This is a genomic window from Bacteroidota bacterium, assembly GCA_018698135.1.
In the GTDB taxonomy this organism is placed as follows: domain Bacteria; phylum Bacteroidota; class Bacteroidia; order CAILMK01; family JAAYUY01; genus JABINZ01.
In genome coordinates this window covers 1-19,351 of record JABINZ010000236.1, presented here as the reverse complement: position 1 = coordinate 19,351, position 19,351 = coordinate 1, and the positions used below count along the sequence as shown (strand labels likewise).

The 19,351-nt window shown below is 35.1% G+C and carries 11 protein-coding genes; 6 read left to right on the top strand and 5 right to left on the bottom strand.

From position 1 onward, the window contains the following. Both HOG71_14650 and HOG71_14645 read right to left on the bottom strand, forming a co-directional pair. Positions 1-257: GDP-mannose dehydrogenase (locus HOG71_14650; protein ID MBT5992088.1), on the bottom strand; the 257-nt coding region annotated here is incomplete at its 3' end. A 253-nt stretch (positions 258-510) separates the two neighbouring features. Beyond that, the gene (locus HOG71_14645; GenBank protein ID MBT5992087.1) at positions 511-2,139 is read right to left on the bottom strand and encodes a peptidase C69; all 1,629 of its coding nucleotides are present in this window, start codon (positions 2,137-2,139) and stop codon (positions 511-513) included. 187 nt (positions 2,140-2,326) lie between these two features. On the opposite strand from HOG71_14645, the gene HOG71_14640 reads away from it, so the two are divergent. The 4 genes from HOG71_14640 to HOG71_14625 all read left to right on the top strand — a co-directional run bounded on the left by HOG71_14640 (position 2,327) and on the right by HOG71_14625 (position 10,941). Beyond that, entirely contained in the window at positions 2,327-3,286 is a 960-nt protein-coding gene (locus HOG71_14640) for a hypothetical protein (GenBank protein MBT5992086.1), read from the top strand. A 10-nt stretch (positions 3,287-3,296) separates the two neighbouring features. Continuing rightward, positions 3,297-3,833 (top strand): hypothetical protein, encoded by a 537-nt coding sequence (locus HOG71_14635; protein MBT5992085.1) that lies wholly within the window; start codon positions 3,297-3,299, stop codon positions 3,831-3,833. Positions 3,834-3,953: 120 nt separating this feature from the next. Next, positions 3,954-5,315: a T9SS type A sorting domain-containing protein gene (locus HOG71_14630; protein ID MBT5992084.1), complete on the top strand. Its 1,362-nt coding sequence runs from the start codon at positions 3,954-3,956 to the stop codon at positions 5,313-5,315. 289 nt (positions 5,316-5,604) lie between these two features. After that, positions 5,605-10,941, top strand: coding sequence for a T9SS type A sorting domain-containing protein (locus HOG71_14625; protein ID MBT5992083.1), 5,337 nt, complete (start codon positions 5,605-5,607; stop codon positions 10,939-10,941). A 137-nt stretch (positions 10,942-11,078) separates the two neighbouring features. Here HOG71_14625 and HOG71_14620 read toward each other — a convergent pair whose 3' ends face one another. Beyond that, positions 11,079-12,263 carry a PAS domain S-box protein gene (locus HOG71_14620; protein ID MBT5992082.1) on the bottom strand — a complete coding sequence of 395 codons (1,185 nt, stop codon included), beginning with the start codon at positions 12,261-12,263 and terminating at the stop codon, positions 11,079-11,081. A 196-nt stretch (positions 12,264-12,459) separates the two neighbouring features. Between HOG71_14620 and HOG71_14615 the strand changes: the two genes are divergently transcribed. After that, on the top strand, positions 12,460-14,334 hold the full coding sequence (locus HOG71_14615; protein ID MBT5992081.1) for an ABC-F family ATP-binding cassette domain-containing protein: 1,875 nt from the start codon (positions 12,460-12,462) through the stop codon (positions 14,332-14,334). Positions 14,335-14,741: 407 nt separating this feature from the next. Further along, the gene (locus tag HOG71_14610) at positions 14,742-16,892 is read left to right on the top strand and encodes a molybdopterin-dependent oxidoreductase (protein ID MBT5992080.1); all 2,151 of its coding nucleotides are present in this window, start codon (positions 14,742-14,744) and stop codon (positions 16,890-16,892) included. 55 nt (positions 16,893-16,947) lie between these two features. On the opposite strand, the gene HOG71_14605 is transcribed toward HOG71_14610, so the two are convergent. Both HOG71_14605 and HOG71_14600 read right to left on the bottom strand, forming a co-directional pair. Beyond that, positions 16,948-17,475 carry a hypothetical protein gene (locus HOG71_14605; GenBank protein MBT5992079.1) on the bottom strand — a complete coding sequence of 176 codons (528 nt, stop codon included), beginning with the start codon at positions 17,473-17,475 and terminating at the stop codon, positions 16,948-16,950. A gap of 182 nt (positions 17,476-17,657) precedes the next feature. Continuing rightward, positions 17,658-19,088, bottom strand: coding sequence for an MATE family efflux transporter (locus tag HOG71_14600; protein MBT5992078.1), 1,431 nt, complete (start codon positions 19,086-19,088; stop codon positions 17,658-17,660). Between the last annotated feature and the right edge of the window lie 263 nt (positions 19,089-19,351).

Sequence of the window (19,351 nt, the reverse complement as noted above, 5' to 3'; positions counted from 1 at the left end):
CTTCCAGGACCTGGCAAGTCACAACCGATGACAAATTTGCTAGGTTTTCCATTTTCATCTACTGTATCAGCAACAACTGATGCCATAACAGCACCAACAAAGCCAACCCCAAGAACGACAACAACTTCTTTTCCTTCGTTTTTTGCTTGTTCAGCTAGTTTTTTTAATCGATCATACTCAGCAGCATATTCACTTTGGTGTGGTAATGCAAACTTCTCTCCTGTTGGACTTATGGAATAGATATCCTTTGATGTCATCAGTAAAACTTTAAATTAAATTGGAAATGGATAAAAATTGAATTGGCAAAGATAAGATATTGAAGTTTCATGAATAGGATTGGAGATGAGAATTTAACTCACCCTTGCTTTCGCTGGAGCTTCAGCAGAAGCAAGGGTGAGTTTGTCTAGTCCTAAAATAGGTTTACACAAAATGTAAACTTATGACAGGATTATGTTCTATTTCTCACTCTCTAATCCCATTTTTGAAATTCAAAGTGAAGTTGGGAGCACGTTAAAACTTCTCATCATATTTCGTCCACAGAAAATCACCTAATTCCCAAGCCTTGGCTACCACTTTATTTCCCCATTCATTGGTGTAATTAGTAAGATATTCAATCCTTTTCTTTTTACTTTTAATAGCCAATGCTTGTTCTTCTATACTTTTTTGATTCTCAAACATTTCTGTTTGCAAGGGAATCCAAACGGCATCTAAATCATGACGCATATCACCCCATCGCTGAGCAGCCATAGTTCCTAAGCGATTAAATGCCCACCAGGCTGATTCACGAGTAAAACCATTGGTTCGACCGGGTGTTGAATATGATGTAGGCAATTTGGTCGTATTCGAATACACTGGAATATAAATTGAATTAGCAACATTATCCTGTGCTAACCAAACAACTCCACCAACCTCATCGGCTAACCATTCGCGACATTGAATAATCGTGGCATACATCGTATACCAGCGTGCAATGGTACGCTCTCCCAAAAATTGGATGTGCCCTGTTTTTTCATCGACATGAAACCAACCTCCCTGAACATGATTTAGTTCTAATTGGTCATAAGGCATTTGTGGATTCGCCAATGGAGAGACAATAGTTTTGCCTTCTTTATCTGTGCTTGTTATCAGTCGGGTCATATCATAAGGAGTGCCCTCGTAATAATCTTTAAAAACCCTTACCAAATCTGCTTTTGATACTTTTTTATCAGGCTTGATTGAGAATGGGTAATCCTGTGATGTGGGACTTAATTTTAAGGATGGAGCCAATAGATCAAACACGCGCCATTCCCTTCTTCTGGCTGCAACTGACAATCTGCTTTCTGGTGCAAATACATAACAAAATTGAAAAGTTTCTCCTTCTTTCCACCAACCATTTTCTTTTGCAACATCAAATATATTTTCAGATGCCATAAAAAAATCTGGATTCGACAAATCAATTTCCTTTATGGTACTGGCATTGGCATTAATGGAAATATGTTCATCAGGAACTCGCTGTGCAACCCAAACAGCTCCTGTTTTACCTTTACCCGGGCCTAAAATCTCAAAATGCCAGACTTCGTTTTTATCGGCAATAGTCAGGCACTCTCCTGCATCATTCCAACCATATTTTTTTGTGAGCTCATCAGCAAGTTTAATTGCTTCTCGAACTGTTTTGGTTCGTTCCAGCATGAGTATGCACAAACGTTGGCAGTCGATAAGTCCATTGTCAGATTGCAATTCTTCACGACCACCAAAAGTAGATTCTCCCATGGCCAATTGGAGTTCATTCATACAAGCATAGGCTGTATTAATATATCCATAAGTGTGTTCAACCTCTGGAATACGCCCAATTTCCTGATGATCGTATTTAGGCATGGCGTATTTGTCAGAAGTTACTCTTTTATACATGGGCTTCATGGTCCCTGACTTATGATCCTTTGCTTTTTCAATATCCATCCAAGAGCGGGTTTTATGGCTATCATCCGTATGTGATGTTAACACGGAACCATCATCTGAGGCATTCTTCCCAACTGTAATCGAGGTGCATCCTTCAGGATAATTTCCTATCCAATCACTTTTATCAACTTGTGATTGAGCATTTTGTAAGGATAAAAAGAAAACAAGGGAAAAAAAGAAAGATTTAACTATTTGATATTTCATAATATACATTTTGTTTATGAGTTGGCAAAAATACCAAATTCGCTTGAATGAGAAAATCAAATAAAAATTGATAATTCAAACTATCCAACATATATAATAATTTCAGGCAACCTTACGTTTAGTTTTATAGTCATCAATTCGATTTGCAATTCGGATTAAACGCTCTTATTATAAAAACGCTATTTCTATGAAAAATCTTAAAAAAACCAAATTCCAATTTCTTCAGTTTTCACTTGTTTTCAGTACTTTTTTATTCGTCCTCTCAATTTTGTTTATTAACTGTGACAAGGGAAATAATCTATTTAAACCTGGTCCGTACAAGGATAAAGATGTAGCTGCTGATGTTTTAGAAGATTTGAAAAAGCCTCCCCAGACAGGTGTATTTAACAATGCTACTGAAATAAACTACACAGGAACCAATGGCACCAAAGTAAACATACCTGCAAATGCTTTTGTTGATTTAAACGGGAATCCGGTTACCACAAACATCAAGATTGAATTAATCGAAGCAACATCAAAGAAAGATATTTTCATTCAAAATACACCAACTATTATTAATGGTCAGATTCTGATTTCTGGAGGTGTTTTGTATTTCAATGCCACTTCAAATGGCAACCAACTTATTGCTTTAAAACCAATTGAATTTATTGTTCCAACTGATTCAATTGATTTTGATATGGAATTATTTTCAAGCAACTCTGATTCTACAGGAGTTGATTTTAGTTGGAATTTCCCGGATAGCAGCTGGACAATAGATTATGACACTATCTTCCCTTATAACTATATCATTAAAATTCAAAGTAGTTTTGGCTGGATTAATATTGACAAATTAATGAAATATAATACACCAAAAATTAACTATTGTATAAAGCCAATTCAAAATATAGATTTTGATAGTTCGAGTTTATTCTTGATCATAAATGAACAAAACTCAATGTTGATATTTCCATATAATGACACCTCCTTTTATTTCGAGAATATACCCTCTGAAATACGTGTAACACTTTTAGGTATTTCAAGCCTAAACAATAAGCTTATGTGCGGTGTATTGAATGACAGCATTAAAAATATTCCGTTTATAGAAATGAATTTTGATTATGTAAGTGTCGATCGCTTTAAAACCATTGTCGACAGCATTCTTTATTAACTCAAATCGAATGAAAAAAGGCATATTCTTTCTCGGACTTTTTTGCATTTGCTATTCGATTTCTGCCCAGGATATAATTCGTTTCTATGGTAACAAAACCAAGAAGGTAGCAACCAACAGTTTTTTTATAGAACTGGGAGGAAACTCGGCATATTACTCTTTCAATTACGACAAACTCTTTTATATTTCAAAAAGTTTTAAAATGAGTTATCGAATAGGGGCTTCACTAAATACATTCTCAATCCCAAAACTATATAAAGATAATTGGCATCTGTCTCCACGTATTCCATTGGAAATTAATTTCCTATTCGGTAAACGTCAGCACCATTTAGAAACTTCTTTTGGTTACTGTCCTTATTTTTATGCTAATAACTTGCCTCCCGGACACTCAATCTCCTACCGGTTAGGATATCGATATCAAATTGCTCGTGAAGGCCTTTTTATTAGGGCTGGAGCCTTACTAATTGTTGATGATTCAGGTAATCTATTTCCATGGGGAGGAATTGGAATTGGAAAGAGTTTTAAATATTTCAATCTTTTCAAATAGGAAGAGCAGCTCAAAATCACTTCATGTTGTCTTCCAGATAATATTTCAATTAATAGCAAAAAATGCAGAAAAGTATTTAGTATCTTTGGTATCAGCTTATCAATTATAAATATGTAGTTCATGAAATCACGGATTTTTATATTTGTCATCATAGCAATATTCAGTTTGCAGGTTTCTGCTCAAATAACAATTACTTCATCTGACCTTCCAAAACCAAACGATACAGCAAGATACAGCATTGCTGACCCAATCTCAATTACAAATATTGATTCCAGTGGAGCAAATTATACTTGGGATTATAGCAATTTGAAGGCTCATAAACAGCAACTTAATGAATATGTTCCATCGTCAAAAACAGCTTATATGTTGTACTTCTTTGGTGCAACAAAATTTGGTTTATTGGTTACAGAAGCATTGAACTTAGGTGTTATTCAGCTTACCAATGTGTATGATTTTTATGACAATACATCAAGCGTTTATAAGCGAATAGGAATGGGCATCACTTTTAGTGGATTTCCCTTGGCATCTGATTTTTCTGATAAAGACGAAGACGAAGTGTATCAGTTTCCATTAGATTATGGGGACAGAGACTCAACTACCTTTCATTTCAATTTTAATCTGGCTACTTTGGTTACCTATTCAACATCAGGATACCGGATTAACGAAGTAGATGGATGGGGAAAAATAACCACTCCTTATGGAGTCTTTGATTGTATCAGAATAAAGACAACAATCAACTCAAATGACACAATAACATACAATGGGATGCCTTTTGGAATACCTAATAATTCAGTAGAATATAAATGGCTTGCAAAAGGAGAAAAATTCCCTATTCTTAAAGTCATTGGAACAGAAACGATGATAGGATTTGTAGCCAATGAAGTCAATTATAGAGACATCTACCACTATGTGTACGATCCAACAGCAGTGGTCGCAGATTTTAAAGCTTCAAAACTAAAACCCCATACAAAAGACACTGTTAGCTTATTAAATCAATCGAAAAACGCTCTACCTCTTAGTACATATACATGGAGTATTACACCTAAAACAATTGAATTTGTTCACGAAACAGATAAGAATACTGAAAATCCTGATGTCGTATTTAAACAAAAGGGTACATACACTGTAAAGCTGGAAGTAATTTCATTCAACAGCAAACACGACACTACCAAAGTAGATTACATCACCGTTAATGATGCTGCTTCCATATTTGATAAACCAAATTCTGATAATCGCATTATTGTTTACCCAAACCCAGCTTTTAACCAATACTTTTATATCCAATTTAACGAAGTCCTAAGTGCTGATTATAAGCTTACTTTATATGATCTATTTGGAAAAGAAGTGAATGCTAAGTATGAAGTAGGATCAGCTAATCAAATTAAATGCACCTTTAATGAACTAAGTCATTCTCTATATTTTATAAAAATATACAACCAAAATCAAACTACAATTAGAACAGTTATGCTAAATCAACAGTAAAGCCGATTGTAAAAAAATCGTTCTCTTACATCTCGTTCATAGCCCCTGTGAATTATGGGTTTTATTATTCATATTAGAATGATTGGCACAAATGCGTATGCTGCTGAAGGAGTTCATTCGGTAGTATTTTAAAAGGAATAATATATTGTTAAACTTTAAGTAAATTTAACATTACTTTTATAGTACATACATTAGTTCGTATTGCTTTCTTTTCTTGGCGTCCAACTTCATTTTTGAAGTAAATTTAATTTTGCATATCATTTTTCCAGATACAAAAAATACATGAAAGATGGAATCACAAAAAAACACTACACTTAAGTACCTAGCAATTTTGGTCATTACTATTTCTTTTATTTCCTTTTCAAAAACAAGTCAGGGTCAAAGGCTAAATGCTGATTTTTATAGTACAAGCGGAGATGTTTATGACATAGAAGGAAATGATTCTTTCATATATATAGGCGGATTGTTTAACTATATTGGTGTGAATGCAGGTGGATTGGCCACTTTTTCAGAAAATAATGATAGGCTAATTCCCGGATTGCCTGATCTGGGTTATAATCCCACAATTCATGCAGTTTGTTCTGATAGTCAAGGTGGATGGTACATTGCCGGACACTATACACATGCCAATAAAATCCCTCAGGAAGGCATAACCCATATTTTATCCGACAACAGTGTTGATCGTAGATTTAAGCCTCCTGTTATAAACTTCATGAACTATACACAGCTTTTATTTGATGGTAAACACTTGTACTTGGCAGGTGAATTTACTTACGTTTATGGTTCAAATACCTATAAAAACTTAGTCCGACTTGATCCTGTTACAGGGGCGTTTGATGAGCACTGGAACCCATCTCCTTCGGGTCGGGTAATTTTAATTGAGGAAATTGATGATTTAATTTATGCAAGTGGAACCTTCGTTTTTATTGGTGAGCATTTTCAAAAAAACATGGCTGCTATTAGCAAAAATACGGGGAAATATGTGACCAGTTTTGCTTGCTCTGAGTTACCCAATTTCATGCATCGCAAAAACGACAGCCTGTTTATTGGGAAAAATGATCTATTTATTGCTGGAATTGAAGCGTTCAATAATGCCATTATCTCTAATGGGAAAAAGGATTTATTGTTACGCAGATTTCCAACTGAAGAAAAAGTATATAAATCCATCCCCGATGGAAAAGGCGGTTGGTATGTGGCTGGAGATTTCTCAAATCTCGATAATGTGTTTACGAATAATATAGGTCATATAAGCAATGACTTAACATCGAATCCCTCTTTTGTACAAAGCAGAGAAATTAGCTTTAGTAGCAATAAATGTGAATTATTAAGCCATAGTAATTATCTATATATGGCTGGTGATTTTAAACTCTATTATAATGGAAATCTCTATCAAAATTTGATGAGATTTAACCTCTTTGACGGCCAAATAGATACCAATTTCAATCCGGAACCTGATACATCAGTTTATGCAATTCATATTGAAAACAACATCCTATATTTCGGAGGAAGGTTTACATATGTTAATGGACAAGTGAGAAATCATTTGGCAGCCATAAACCTACTAACCAACGATTTGTCTAGCTGGAATCCCGGGGCAGATAATACAGTATTTGATATAAAACCTTATAAAAATGGTTTTTTTGTTGCAGGCGAATTTGGAAGTATTGCAAGTCAGGCAAGGGTAGCATTTGCAGCTTTCAATAAAAGTGGTGCGATCCAAAATATTTTCTTGAATTTCTCTGCTAATGCGAAAATAAACGAATTAATTTGTAGCGATAGTTTTGTATATATGGGAGGAGATTTCTGTATTTCTCACAATGGCAAGTCATATTGTGATCTTGCTGCTTACAACTTTCGATTATTTAATGTTGGTAATTTCAGGTTGCCCGACATTTCTTTCAAGTCCACAAACAAGGAGTGGAATTTTGCATATTCTTACGATTCACTATTTGTTTCGGGGAATTTCGATTCAATAAATCATACACACCGAAACTTTGTTGCAGCAATAAATCGTCACAATAGCAAGCTGCTAAATTGGGATATTAAACCCGATAATCAAATTGACGATATGAGCATTTCTTATGGCAAGATGATGATTAGCGGAGATTTTAACTACCTCATGCATGTTCAATCACCATTAGTTTACATTTCAACAAAGCAAGCAACTATTAACAAAGTACCTATTCATATTGGATTAGGAGAGTTGAACGATTTAAGTTGGCGTTCCAATGATTTTGTTATTGCTGGTCGATTTGATAGCATTAATCATAGTCTGGCATCAAATATAGCCGCTATCAAATTGAATGGACAATTTAGCAATTGGAAAATTCAGGAAACAGCCAATGAAGTTAACAGCATTATTTCAGCTAATGATCGCTTTTTCCTTTTGTCAGAAAATGAATTCTTATTCGATACAATTAAGCGCAGTTATGTGGCATCTATCAATCATAGCGATGGCAAACTGAATAATTGGAATGCAGGTTTTAATAAAATGCCCAACATCTTAACCATTTCGGATAGTGTCATTATGGGTACCGGTGATTTTACTTTCGTAAATGGCAAAAGATGTAGCAACTTTGCCCGGATTGATAGAGCAAGTGGCCAAATTGACTCCTGGTTGCCAAAAGTCAACGGGAAAATTTTCGACATTGAACTTATTTCAGACACCGTACTAATTGGCGGTAGTTTCACCGCTGTAAATAATTCAGCTCATGATTATTTTTGCGGTCTGTCTTCTCACAAAAATAGTATAATTGGAAATACATCTTTGGATCTGGAAGGAGGACAAGTACATAAAATCCATGCAAACAAGAATAGTATTTTTGTCGGTGGTAGCTTTAAAAAAATAAATGGTTTCTTCCGACCTGCTTTATTCAGTCTAAATCGATCAAACTTTCAATACAATAGTTGGAATTATGATTCTTTACGAAATGCAACGAATCTAAAAATAACAGCAATTGAAACATTTGAAGATCAATTGATCATAAACGGCTCTCTACTGTGGCCAGATGGTTTTTCATATGCTATTTTATCTTTTGATGTGAATAGTGGTGCGTGTTTACACAAAATAAAAGAAGCAGATCTTCCCATTTCAAATGATGCTGTCGGTTTTAGTATTTTCGATTCAAACCTTTATTGCGGAAGTATTTTATCTCCAAATAATAAATCATTATATAAAATTAACTTGAACACATTTGAAAGAGAAAATTGGAATACGTCAACTGAATTTCCAATAAAAGACCTCAAAGTGTTTGATTCAAACTTATGGGCTATAGGCGATTTTGTTAAGAATAAAGGATTTGGCCGTCTTGAAATTATTTCACCAAAATTTGACTCAAGTTTATTGAAAATTAATTTACCGATATCCTATGGCACATTTAATTCCATGTTTATTGATTCATCCGATTTATTTCTTGGAGGCGATTTCCTCGAAATTGAAGGCTTATCAAACTCCAGATTGGCTAATTACAGTGGAGTCGATAAATTATTAGTTCCTGGCATTCATAGCATTTATCCGGAAATAACATCTAATTACAATATTCTAAAATTCAACCTCAATGGCTATGGTTTTCAGAAAGGTTCTTTGGTTCGTTTCAAAAAAGGTTTCAACACCCTTTATCCAGATTCATTAGTTGTAGGCTCATCTTCCATCCAGGGTATTTTAATCCTGAACAACGCAGATACAGGATACTACAATGTGATGGTTTATCTTCCTAATGGAGCTGTTTTAACTTTAAGAAATGCATTGCTTGTTGAAACTGCTGAAAAACCTGATTTTTGGATTGATTTGCTTGGTCCCGAAACAGTATTGGCATTTCACCCCTACAATTACATCCTATCTTATGGAAACAATTCCAATGCAGGCTTTCTGGGTGTGCCTATGGCAATGGCCATTCCTGATACGGTTATCTTTAGTTATGGAAATGAATATCTTTATTTAACTGACTCAAGTGGAGTGCTCGATTCAATTAAAACATTTGTTATATCCGATACCTTAATCAAGGAATATTTACCAAATAGCAAAGTTTATGGCTTTATAATTCCTTATTTAGGTCCAAAATCAACAGGAAAAATTAACCTTACGTTAAATGTTCCAATTGATGATTGGTATGTGGCTTATTGTATAGGTCAACCTCTTTATAGCTATAATGATAATCGCTCAAAAGAATTCATCATAAATACTAATGCAAAAGATTATCTCTTCACTTTAAGCAAACGAACATCCATACAAACGGATATTATTACTTTGGAAGAGCAAGCCAATAAGTTGTCCGATGAACTGTATGAATATTTATTAGATCCTGATTTCCCAACCACAGCTCCGGTTCTTTCTCAATCCACATATTTTGGCAAATTGCTTTATGCATGTGATAGTCAAACAAAAATCGATCAAGATGCTGGTGTCATGATGAGCTATTTTTTCAATGGAGGAGGAACCGATACAACTAAAACAAAATATGTTAAAGGTTTTCTTTTAAAATTGAAAAAGATTACGGGTGTTTATGCCAGAGATCCCAATGTAAAATATGGTCCTTCCGACTATTATGTGAAAGGCAATGAGCAGTTCAGGTATATGATTACGTTTGAAAACGACAAAAATGCCACAGCTCCTGCCAAAACAGTGAAGGTTATTGATCAAATTGATACCAATGTCTTTGATATTAATTCACTTCAAGTTATTTCTTATGGCTTTGGGAATAATTATCATGATATTTTACCCGGAATTAATGAATATAGCTATGATGTGAATATCCCAAATGACACACATGTTTTTCTGCGACATGCATTTGACATTAATAATGAAGAGGGAATATTGGATTGGACATTCCATTCAATTGATTACTTCAGCCAGATTAATACGACAAATGCATTGGCTGGATTCCTCCCTCCAAACAAGTCAACACCAGAAGGTGAAGGATATGTATTATTTACCATAAAACTTAAGCAAAACTTAGCAAGCGGAACTATTATTAAAAATAGTGCAGATATTTATTTCGATTACAATGAAAAAATAGAAACTCCGGTATGGGAAAACCAAATAGATACGGATTTGCCTATTAGTCAGGTTAATACATTAGTCGACCAAACTCATGCTACTGAATTTATGATTAGCTGGAACGGGTCTGATTCAACTTCTGGAGTAAAGTTTTATAATATCTATGTTTCTGAAAATAATGGAACTTACTATCCTTGGCTCCTATTTAGCAAAGATACATTTGCAGTTTTTAGTGGGTCAAAAGGAAATACCTATAAGTTTTATAGCGTTGCAAGCGATTTTGCTTTTAACGAAGAAATTCCTCCACCAGATTATGATGCTGTTACTCGTATTTTGCTCGCTACAACTTATCAAGAAATTAAACCTGATCAAAATGTTTTGTACCAAAATCAACCGAATCCTGTAAGAGAAATTACCACCATTAAATATTACCTAAACGAAAACAATTTAGTTGGCATTGATCTTTACAATGCAAATGGTAAAAAAATTCAAACACTTGAAAATGGATACAAAGGGCAAGGTTATCATTCTATTTCATTAAACACTGAACGGCTTAAGGAAGGTATATACTTTTATAGTTTAACGGTAAACAGGCAGGTTCAAACAAAGAGGTTGGTTATTGTAAAATAAGAATTTCACATTTATTGAAACAAATTACACCTTTCAAGAAGTACTATTTGTCAAATTAGTTGCTCAACAGAAAAGTCAAATAAACAGGCAGTACCGGCAGTTAAAGATGTCCGGATTGATAATGTTAGCGATTCAATTTATTTCAGTTGAGGCAAGAAAAAACTAAATTCACTGCCCTTTCCCACTTCACTTTTTACTTCAGCATAGCCATCTAGTTTTTCTAATATTTGTCTTACGATTGATAAGCCTAGGCCATAGCCACGAATTATTCGTTGATCTAATTCTTCTGGTTTTTCAAAAATACTTGGCAAGTGTTCAGGAGCAATACCTTGACCATTATCACGTAACCAATATCGAACATAACCTGTATTTGTTTTTTCACTTCCAATCTCAATAAGCGGAGGATTTCCTCCGTATTTAATGCCATTACTTAAGAAGTTAAACCAAACCTCTTCTACCCAGGCTCGATAGCCCAAACATGGCTCCATATGATCAGCTATTCTAATTTGGGAGGACGTTTCATCAATCAAGTGGTTTAATCGTTTAATGACTTCATTAATCATGTCTTTCATTTCGATTTCCTTGGTCGAAACGTCTTTTTTACTTATTGTCACTAAAAGCAACAATTCACTTACTATATTACTTAGTTTTCTGCTATTCGTGGAAATTTCACCTAGGAAAATACTCCTTTCCTCTTCCGTGAAATTTTGTTTATCATCATTGAGAAGTTCACTAAATCCAACAACCCCACTCAAAATATCGTTCATATCGTGAGCAACACTACGCGCAAAAGCGTCTAATTCTTTATTATGTTTCTTCAACTGATTCTCCATGTCTTTCCTTTTCGTAATATCAGACACAAATGCCAGACCTAATCTTCCAGCGTCTGTCATAAGACTACTTAAACCAATTTCGACAGGAAATTCCTCCCCATTCTTTCGTATGGCTCTAAGGTCGAATCCTTTACCCATCTGCCGGATACCTGGCTCACTATAGTATTTATTTACATGTTTGTCATGAGCATTATGATATTTTGAAGGTAATAGAATCGAAAGTTGTCTTCCAAGAACTTCACTTTGCTTGTAGCCAAAAATCATTTCAGCCATTCTATTAACCAATATAATTCGTGAATCAGAGTCAATAATAACAACTGCTTCCGACAAGGATTCAAGTAAAGTTTTAATGGTGATATCTCCTTGTAAAATTCCTGCTTTATATGAAACCTGCTTTTGAATCTCAAGCTCTTCCTTAAGATTATCAAGCTCATCACGCATCCTTCTATTTTCTTTAGAATGCTGAGGATCAGTTTCTTCTATTTTCATATTTATATTATTAACATATTTGGCTATTAGTCACAAATATACTAATTATTGCAATCCATTCTTCTAATTTGGCGAAAGTATTCGTTCAAATTACAGCCCATAGTAATTACAAATAATTTTATAAATTTCTTGAAGTCAATATTGGCCATGCTTTAAATATAAACTAATCCTAATTTTGCCTGAAGATAAAATCTAAATGAATTACATTTCAGCAGAAAACCTATTTGTACAATTTGGCGATCAGCCATTGTTCGAAGACCTCAGTTTTGGCCTTGACAAAGGAGACAAAATTGCTTTAATTGCAAGCAATGGAAAAGGGAAGTCAACATTATTGAATATCATTGCAGGTAAAGATGTCCAGAATGATGGTAAACTAACTGTTCGGGACGGAATTAAAATTGGCTTTCTGGAGCAAGAACCTATTTTCAATGAGCAGATTAGCATCAAAGAACTCATCCGTGAGGCCAATTCTGATACTTTGCGAATTATTCGTGAATATGAAATAGCTGCTGAAAATCAGGCAAACGATTTTAATTCCAAAACTCACGAGGAATTTGAAAAAGCATCTCATGCCATGGATAATGCCCAAGCCTGGGATTACGAAAGAAGATTAAAGCAAGTCCTGAGTAAATTTAATATTAATGAACTTGGACAAAAAATTGGGAATCTTTCAGGAGGTCAAAAAAAGAGATTGGCTTTGAGCTTGGTTTTGCTCGATTCACCAGATGTATTGTTACTGGATGAGCCAACAAACCACCTTGATGTAGAAATGGTTGAATGGCTGGAAAAACACCTCTCACAATCAAGCATTACTTTTTTCATGGTTACTCACGATCGGTATTTCCTGGATAATGTATGTACACATATCATCGAGATGGAAGATGAAAAAATATATCATCACAAAGGAAATTATAGCTTCTATCTGAAAAAGAAAGAAGAACGAGAAATACAAATAGTAACTGAAATTGCCAAAGCAGGAAAACAAGCTAAAAAAGAGTTGGAATGGATGCGCACCATGCCCAAAGCCCGAACTACAAAATCAAAATCGCGTATAGATGCTTTTTATGAGATTGAGAAAAAAGCAAAAAGCGGAAAAATAAAAAAAGAAATTAAGCTTGATGCAAAAATGTCTCGCTTAGGCGGCAAAATTCTGGAACTGAAAAATGTTGATAAATCCTATGGTGATTTAGTCATATTGAAAAGCTTTGAATATACGTTCAGGAAAGGCGATAGGCTAGGAATTGTTGGTAAAAACGGTGTAGGTAAAAGTACATTCCTCAATATTATTACTGGAAAGGAAAAAGTAGACATTGGAGAAATAAATCCCGGAGAAACAATTGTTTATGGTTACTATACGCAGGGAGGATTACAATTTGATGAAGAAAAGAAAGTACTCGATATTGTTAGAGATGAGGCCGAAGTATTTCTATTAGCCAGTGGCAATACCATTTCTGCCAGTCAGTTTTTAGAGCATTTTATGTTTCCTCCTAAAGTGCAACAAACACCTGTTTCCAAACTTAGTGGTGGCGAAAAAAGAAGGCTTTATCTGCTTACAGTCCTGATTAAAAACCCAAACTTCCTGATTTTTGATGAACCAACCAATGATCTTGATTTAGAAACTTTACAAAAGCTGGAAGAGTTTTTAGCAAATTTCCCCGGATGCCTCATAGTTGTATCTCACGATCGTTACTTCATGGACAAACTCACAGATCATCTCTTTATTTTCAAAGGAGATGGGGTGGTTACCGATTATCATGGGAGCTATACCTCCTGGCGACAAAAGCAAATTAAAACCGATAAAGCACAAAAAGCCAAGGACAAAGCAACTACACAAAAACAAGAATCAACAGAAAAGAAAAAACTCACCTATAAAGAAAAGCTTGAATACCAGCAATTAGAAAAGGATATCGATCAACTCGAATTGGAAAAGAAAACGCTTGAAGCTGATATGGAATCCTATGCATCTGATGCAGAAAAAACCGTGGAACTTGTTGAACGCTATGGAGTAGTTGAAAAAGAGCTAGATGAAAAATCGAATCGTTGGCTGGAGTTGGCTGAATTAGACAATTAGTTAATTCGATTTTCAGATTTGACAAATTTAAAAAGTTGTCAAATCTGAGAAAAATAGGCCTTACATTCTTTCAGCTCAAAACAAAATCTTGAAAATTTGTTGGATTTACAAGGGTTAATTCGTGCTCAGGATATGCCCTCATAATTGTTTTTGAAAACCTGAATTTGCCCTCCAGCCCCTCAGTGTCTCCACTAACATAACCTTAAAAATATTATCAAAAGCAAATGTGTGACACTGAGATATAGAACAATATCATTCTTAAAATCAAATTCTAATTCATCTAGCTCCACATAAAGTGACTCAGATCGGAGGAAAGAAATTAGATATTTTTCTTTATTTGCCAAAAAGCTTGCATTTACAATGCACATAATTCCTTCCTTTTTCAAAAATATAAGATTTGACAACTTTTGAAAGTTGCAAATCTGAAGCCATACAAAGCAAATAAGACTGCATTATTAATTGATTTTATGCAACTTTGCAAAGAATATTTGAGCAAAGTATCCATTATTTTGAAAAACAAATTCTCCACCGCCTGCCCCCGTAACTGTTACAGCACCTGTAGCTTTTATGTGATTGTTGAAGATGGCAAAGTTGTTAATATTGAACCACATCCTGCAAACAAAGCAACTCCTGAAGGAGTCTGTATAAAAGGCTTGGGCTATGTTGAACGAGCCAATTCTCCTGACAGGCTACTTCATCCACTACTTAAAAATAAAACAACCGGAAAATTTGAAAAGATCAGTTGGGAAGAAGTGTATTCCCTCTTGGTTGAAAAGCTAAATTACTTCAAAAACAAATATGGAAATCATAGCATCTTTTTTCTGACAGGAAGTGGGATGTCAGGTATGTTGAATGATGTCAGCAGTAACTTTTGGAAATTGTTTGGTGGTTGTACAAGGCAATATGGAAATCTGTGCTGGCCAGCAGGCCTTGAGGCCGTTCGATTGACATTAGGGGAAAATAAGCATAATGCACCCTGGGATTTAGAACAAGCCAAACTCATTATTTTCTGGGGAAAAAATCCGGCTGAAACCAATGTGCAGCAAATGATATTTGTTGAGAAAGCACAGGAGAAGGGAGCCAAAGTAATCGTTATTGATCCTCGCAAGACACAAAGTGCTGAAAGATCTGATTTACTCATTCAACCCAAACCAGGAACGGATGCAGCTCTGGCTTTGTGCATTGCCAATATTCTTATTGAAAACGGTTGGATTGATCATGAGTTTATTGAAAAGCATGTTCGCGGTTTCGAAGATTTCAAAACACATGTTCAGACTTTTACGCTTGAGAAAACAGTTGAAATTACTGGAGTCAAAGAAGATTTCATCCTGAAACTTGCAGAAGAAATTGGAACAACAAAACCTATGACTATTGCTCCGGGATATGGCATGCAACGATTTTCAAATGGAGGTCAAACCATTCGAACCATTTTAGCATTACAAATTATCACTGGAAATATTGGGAAATCAGGAGCTAATTTCCATTATGCAAATCTTCAGTCTTATGTATTTGATGATTTGAAAGAACCTCTCTCCTATTATCCTGATGCTGAAAATGACAAACCATTCAGGCGAGTAATAAACATGACTTCATTGGGAGAAGATATGCTTAAAACCACTGATCCCGAACTCAAAATGCTATGGGTAGAAAGAGGAAATCCTGTGGCTCAAAATCCGGACACGAATACTGTCTTAGAAGCCATTCGGAAAATGGAATTCACGGTAGTTATTGATCAGTTCATGACAGATACGGCTATAGAAGCTGACCTTGTTCTTCCTGCCAAAAACATGTTCGAACAATCGGATATTATTGGTTCATACTGGAATCCATACATCCAGTTAAAGCAGAAAGTGACAGAGCCACCAGCGGATGTAAAACCTGAGACTGAAATCTATTGGGAATTAGCCTATAAGCTTGGTTTTGATAAAGTATTAATAGAAGCCAATATCCCCTCTCCGACAGATGAGAGCATAGATAATTGGTTGAAAAACATTCTCAAAAAACATCCAGAAATTAATTGGGAAAAATTGAAACAAGGGCCCCAACTAGCCAATGGTCATGAAGAGGTTGCATTTGCAGATTTGGAGTTTAAAACCCCTTCTGGAAAAATCGAACTTTATTCGATAGAAGCAGTGAAAATGTGGGGAATTAATCCTTTAGCTGACTACACAGAAACAGTTGAAAATGAGAGCAACTCAGAATTTCCTTTGCAACTGCTGACACCAAATACAAAGAATAGAATTCACTCGCAGTTTGGTAACCTGAAGTCAATCGCTCAATTTGATGAGAAACCTTTTGTTGCCATTAATCCCTATGATGCACAAGAAAGAAATATTACCAAAGGTGATTTAGTAAAGGTTTTTAACAATAGAGGAAGTCTTGAAATTGAAGCTCGTTTTGATTTTGGACTGCGATTGGGTTGCGTTGCTATTTACAATGGTTGGTGGCTACAGGAAGGAGGGACACCCAACTTGCTTTCCAAAGGAAGAGAGACTGACATGGGACATGGGGCTGCTTTTCATGATTGTATGTTGGAGGTTGGGAAAATAGGCTCCTGACTTTGTTAAAACTTCGTCAGACAAGAAGGCGAAGGCTGAGGCTTAGAAAAGAACTCTAAAACATGACGCCACTGATTATTCTTTTGCCTACCAATTGTTTTTCAGAGACAAGTGCCTTGTTTACAGTCCATTTCTTTTCTAGATCAAAACGTTTGAAAGTGAAGGGCGTTAGTATGGCTGCATAAAACAAATCTTGAATTCCCAAGGTGATCATTGCAACAAGTACAAAACCATCTAAATCATCATTTGGATCTAATTTGTTGAAAATCCGTTTATATACAATTCCTGAAGCACCAATGACAATTTGAGCAATTCCAGCAGATATTAATACCCTATTAACGTCTCTAGGAAGTTTGTATATTTCAACAATTGAACTGAGTTCATTGAATTGTATTTCTTTCCCATTGATAATAAAAGAACTGTCGGTAATTAATTCGACAAGACCTTTATCCTTTACTTTGCTCCCAATTAACTTATATTTAACTTTTTCCTCCTCCATGATCATCCTGCTTTTCTGATTTGCATTTTTAACAAAAAGCATAACCGTATGGGAACTGCAAGAATCTTGCGCTAAGGAGTTCATTGAGAACAAGTAGAACGATAAGCTTATAATGAGGATTGCAGTATTTTTCAACATATGATGCAAAGAGATTGAATGTGTTAAGAAAATAGACCTGTTTTTTTATAGCATAAATATAACTTTTTTTCGCTTTGCTCGAGCTTATAAACTCTGACAGGGTTCAAAACCCTGCCAGAGTTAAATAATTACACTTTCTTCAATTTCCACTTGCCTTGCCTAAATATCATCAAAGCAATAATTGTCATTACTGTTTCAGCTACAACAATGGCAATAAATACACCTATTTCGTTTAAGCCAGAATGCAGTGCAAGAAACCAAGCTAATGGAATCTCAATAGCCCAGAAAGCAATAACATTTATCCATGTAGGCGTAAATGTATCTCCTGCTCCATTAAATGAATTAATCATAACCATTCCAAGGCCATAAAATATCAGGCCGAGCCCCATAATTCGCAAGCATTGACTTCCACTGGCTACCACTATGGCATCTGTGGTAAACATTTTTATCAATAATTCTGGAATAGTCAGGAAAAACACCATTACTATAGCCATAGTAATCATATTCACTTTGGCTACCATCCATACTGTTTTTTCAGCTCTGTCAGGGTTATTCGCTCCTAAATTTTGTCCAACTAATGTAGCCGCAGCATTGCTAATTCCCCAAGATGGCAGCAAAGAGAATATAAATACCCTGATAGCGATTTGATAACCAGCAAAAACATCGCTTCCAAAAGTAGAAAGTATTCGTGCTAATCCAAGCCAACTAGCTGTAGCAATAAAATACTGACCAATTGTTCCTAATGATAGCTTAACTAATTGACCAATAATTGAGAAATCTACCTTAAAGGCTGCTAAAGTCAGTTTTATTCGATGCTTCCCATTAAACAGCAGGTAAATTTGGTAGATAACCGCTAATCCCCGGCCAATAGTGGTTGCTATTGCTGCTCCTTCAACACCTAATTTAGGGAAAGGTCCTATTCCAAAAATTAAAAGAGGATCTAGAATAATATTGATTCCATTGGCAAGCCAGAGTACGCGCATGGCTACTGCTGCATCGCCAGCACCACGAAATACTGCATTGATAATAAATAGCAACATGATGATTCCATTTCCACCAAACATAATGGCGGTGTAAGTGCTCATGTTCTCAACTATATCCTTCTCTGCACCCATTATTCGCAATAAATCAGAAGCATAAAATACGCCTGGTATTGCCAGAACAATGGATGTAACTACACCAAGAATGATTGCTTGAACAGCTACTTTTGAGGCTTCTTCATATTTTTTTTCACCAACTCGTCTGGAAATCAAAGCCGTTGTTGCCATAGCATAGCCCATTCCAATGGTAAAAATAACTGCAACCAATAGTGACTCTGTGAGTCCTACGGTGGTAACAGCTTGTGTACTGATTTTGGATACAAAATAAATATCCACAATAGCGAATACCGATTCCATGATCATTTCAAGAACCATAGGAATAGAAAGCAGAAAAATGGCTTTCTTCATACTTCCACTGGTATAATCCTGTTCAGAACCAGCTATCGCATCTTTAATATCTTTAAATACTATTTTCAATTTTGATTGATATTGATTGTTGTTTTGACTTATGTGTTGCATTGTCGTTTTCGTTTGTAATGTTGTTCTAATTGTTTTCGTTTTCTCATTTGTTTGTTCATTGAGCTATTATCTAATAATAGCGGATTAATAAATACCGTTATAGTCTTCATTTTATTGATTTTTGTAACTAATCAGGGATATATGTAGCAAGGCAATTTAAGCCCTCAAGAACATTGTTTCTAGACTTGATGATTGTATCAATAATTGACCTGTTTATTGCGAAAGTCTGAGCACCATTTGTCGATTTAAAAAAACCTGATATT

What these genes read in the sequence shown, in the direction of transcription:
- HOG71_14600 (MBT5992078.1), bottom strand. Translation starts at nt 19,088, where the DNA reads ATGCAACACATAAGTCAAAACAACAATCAATATCAATCAAAATTGAAA.
- HOG71_14630 (MBT5992084.1), top strand. Translation starts at nt 3,954, where the DNA reads ATGAAATCACGGATTTTTATATTTGTCATCATAGCAATATTCAGTTTG.
- HOG71_14615 (MBT5992081.1), top strand. Translation starts at nt 12,460, where the DNA reads ATGAATTACATTTCAGCAGAAAACCTATTTGTACAATTTGGCGATCAG.
- HOG71_14605 (MBT5992079.1), bottom strand. Translation starts at nt 17,475, where the DNA reads ATGAACTCCTTAGCGCAAGATTCTTGCAGTTCCCATACGGTTATGCTT.
- HOG71_14620 (MBT5992082.1), bottom strand. Translation starts at nt 12,263, where the DNA reads ATGAAAATAGAAGAAACTGATCCTCAGCATTCTAAAGAAAATAGAAGG.
- HOG71_14640 (MBT5992086.1), top strand. Translation starts at nt 2,327, where the DNA reads ATGAAAAATCTTAAAAAAACCAAATTCCAATTTCTTCAGTTTTCACTT.
- HOG71_14635 (MBT5992085.1), top strand. Translation starts at nt 3,297, where the DNA reads ATGAAAAAAGGCATATTCTTTCTCGGACTTTTTTGCATTTGCTATTCG.
- HOG71_14625 (MBT5992083.1), top strand. Translation starts at nt 5,605, where the DNA reads ATGGAATCACAAAAAAACACTACACTTAAGTACCTAGCAATTTTGGTC.
- HOG71_14645 (MBT5992087.1), bottom strand. Translation starts at nt 2,139, where the DNA reads ATGAAATATCAAATAGTTAAATCTTTCTTTTTTTCCCTTGTTTTCTTT.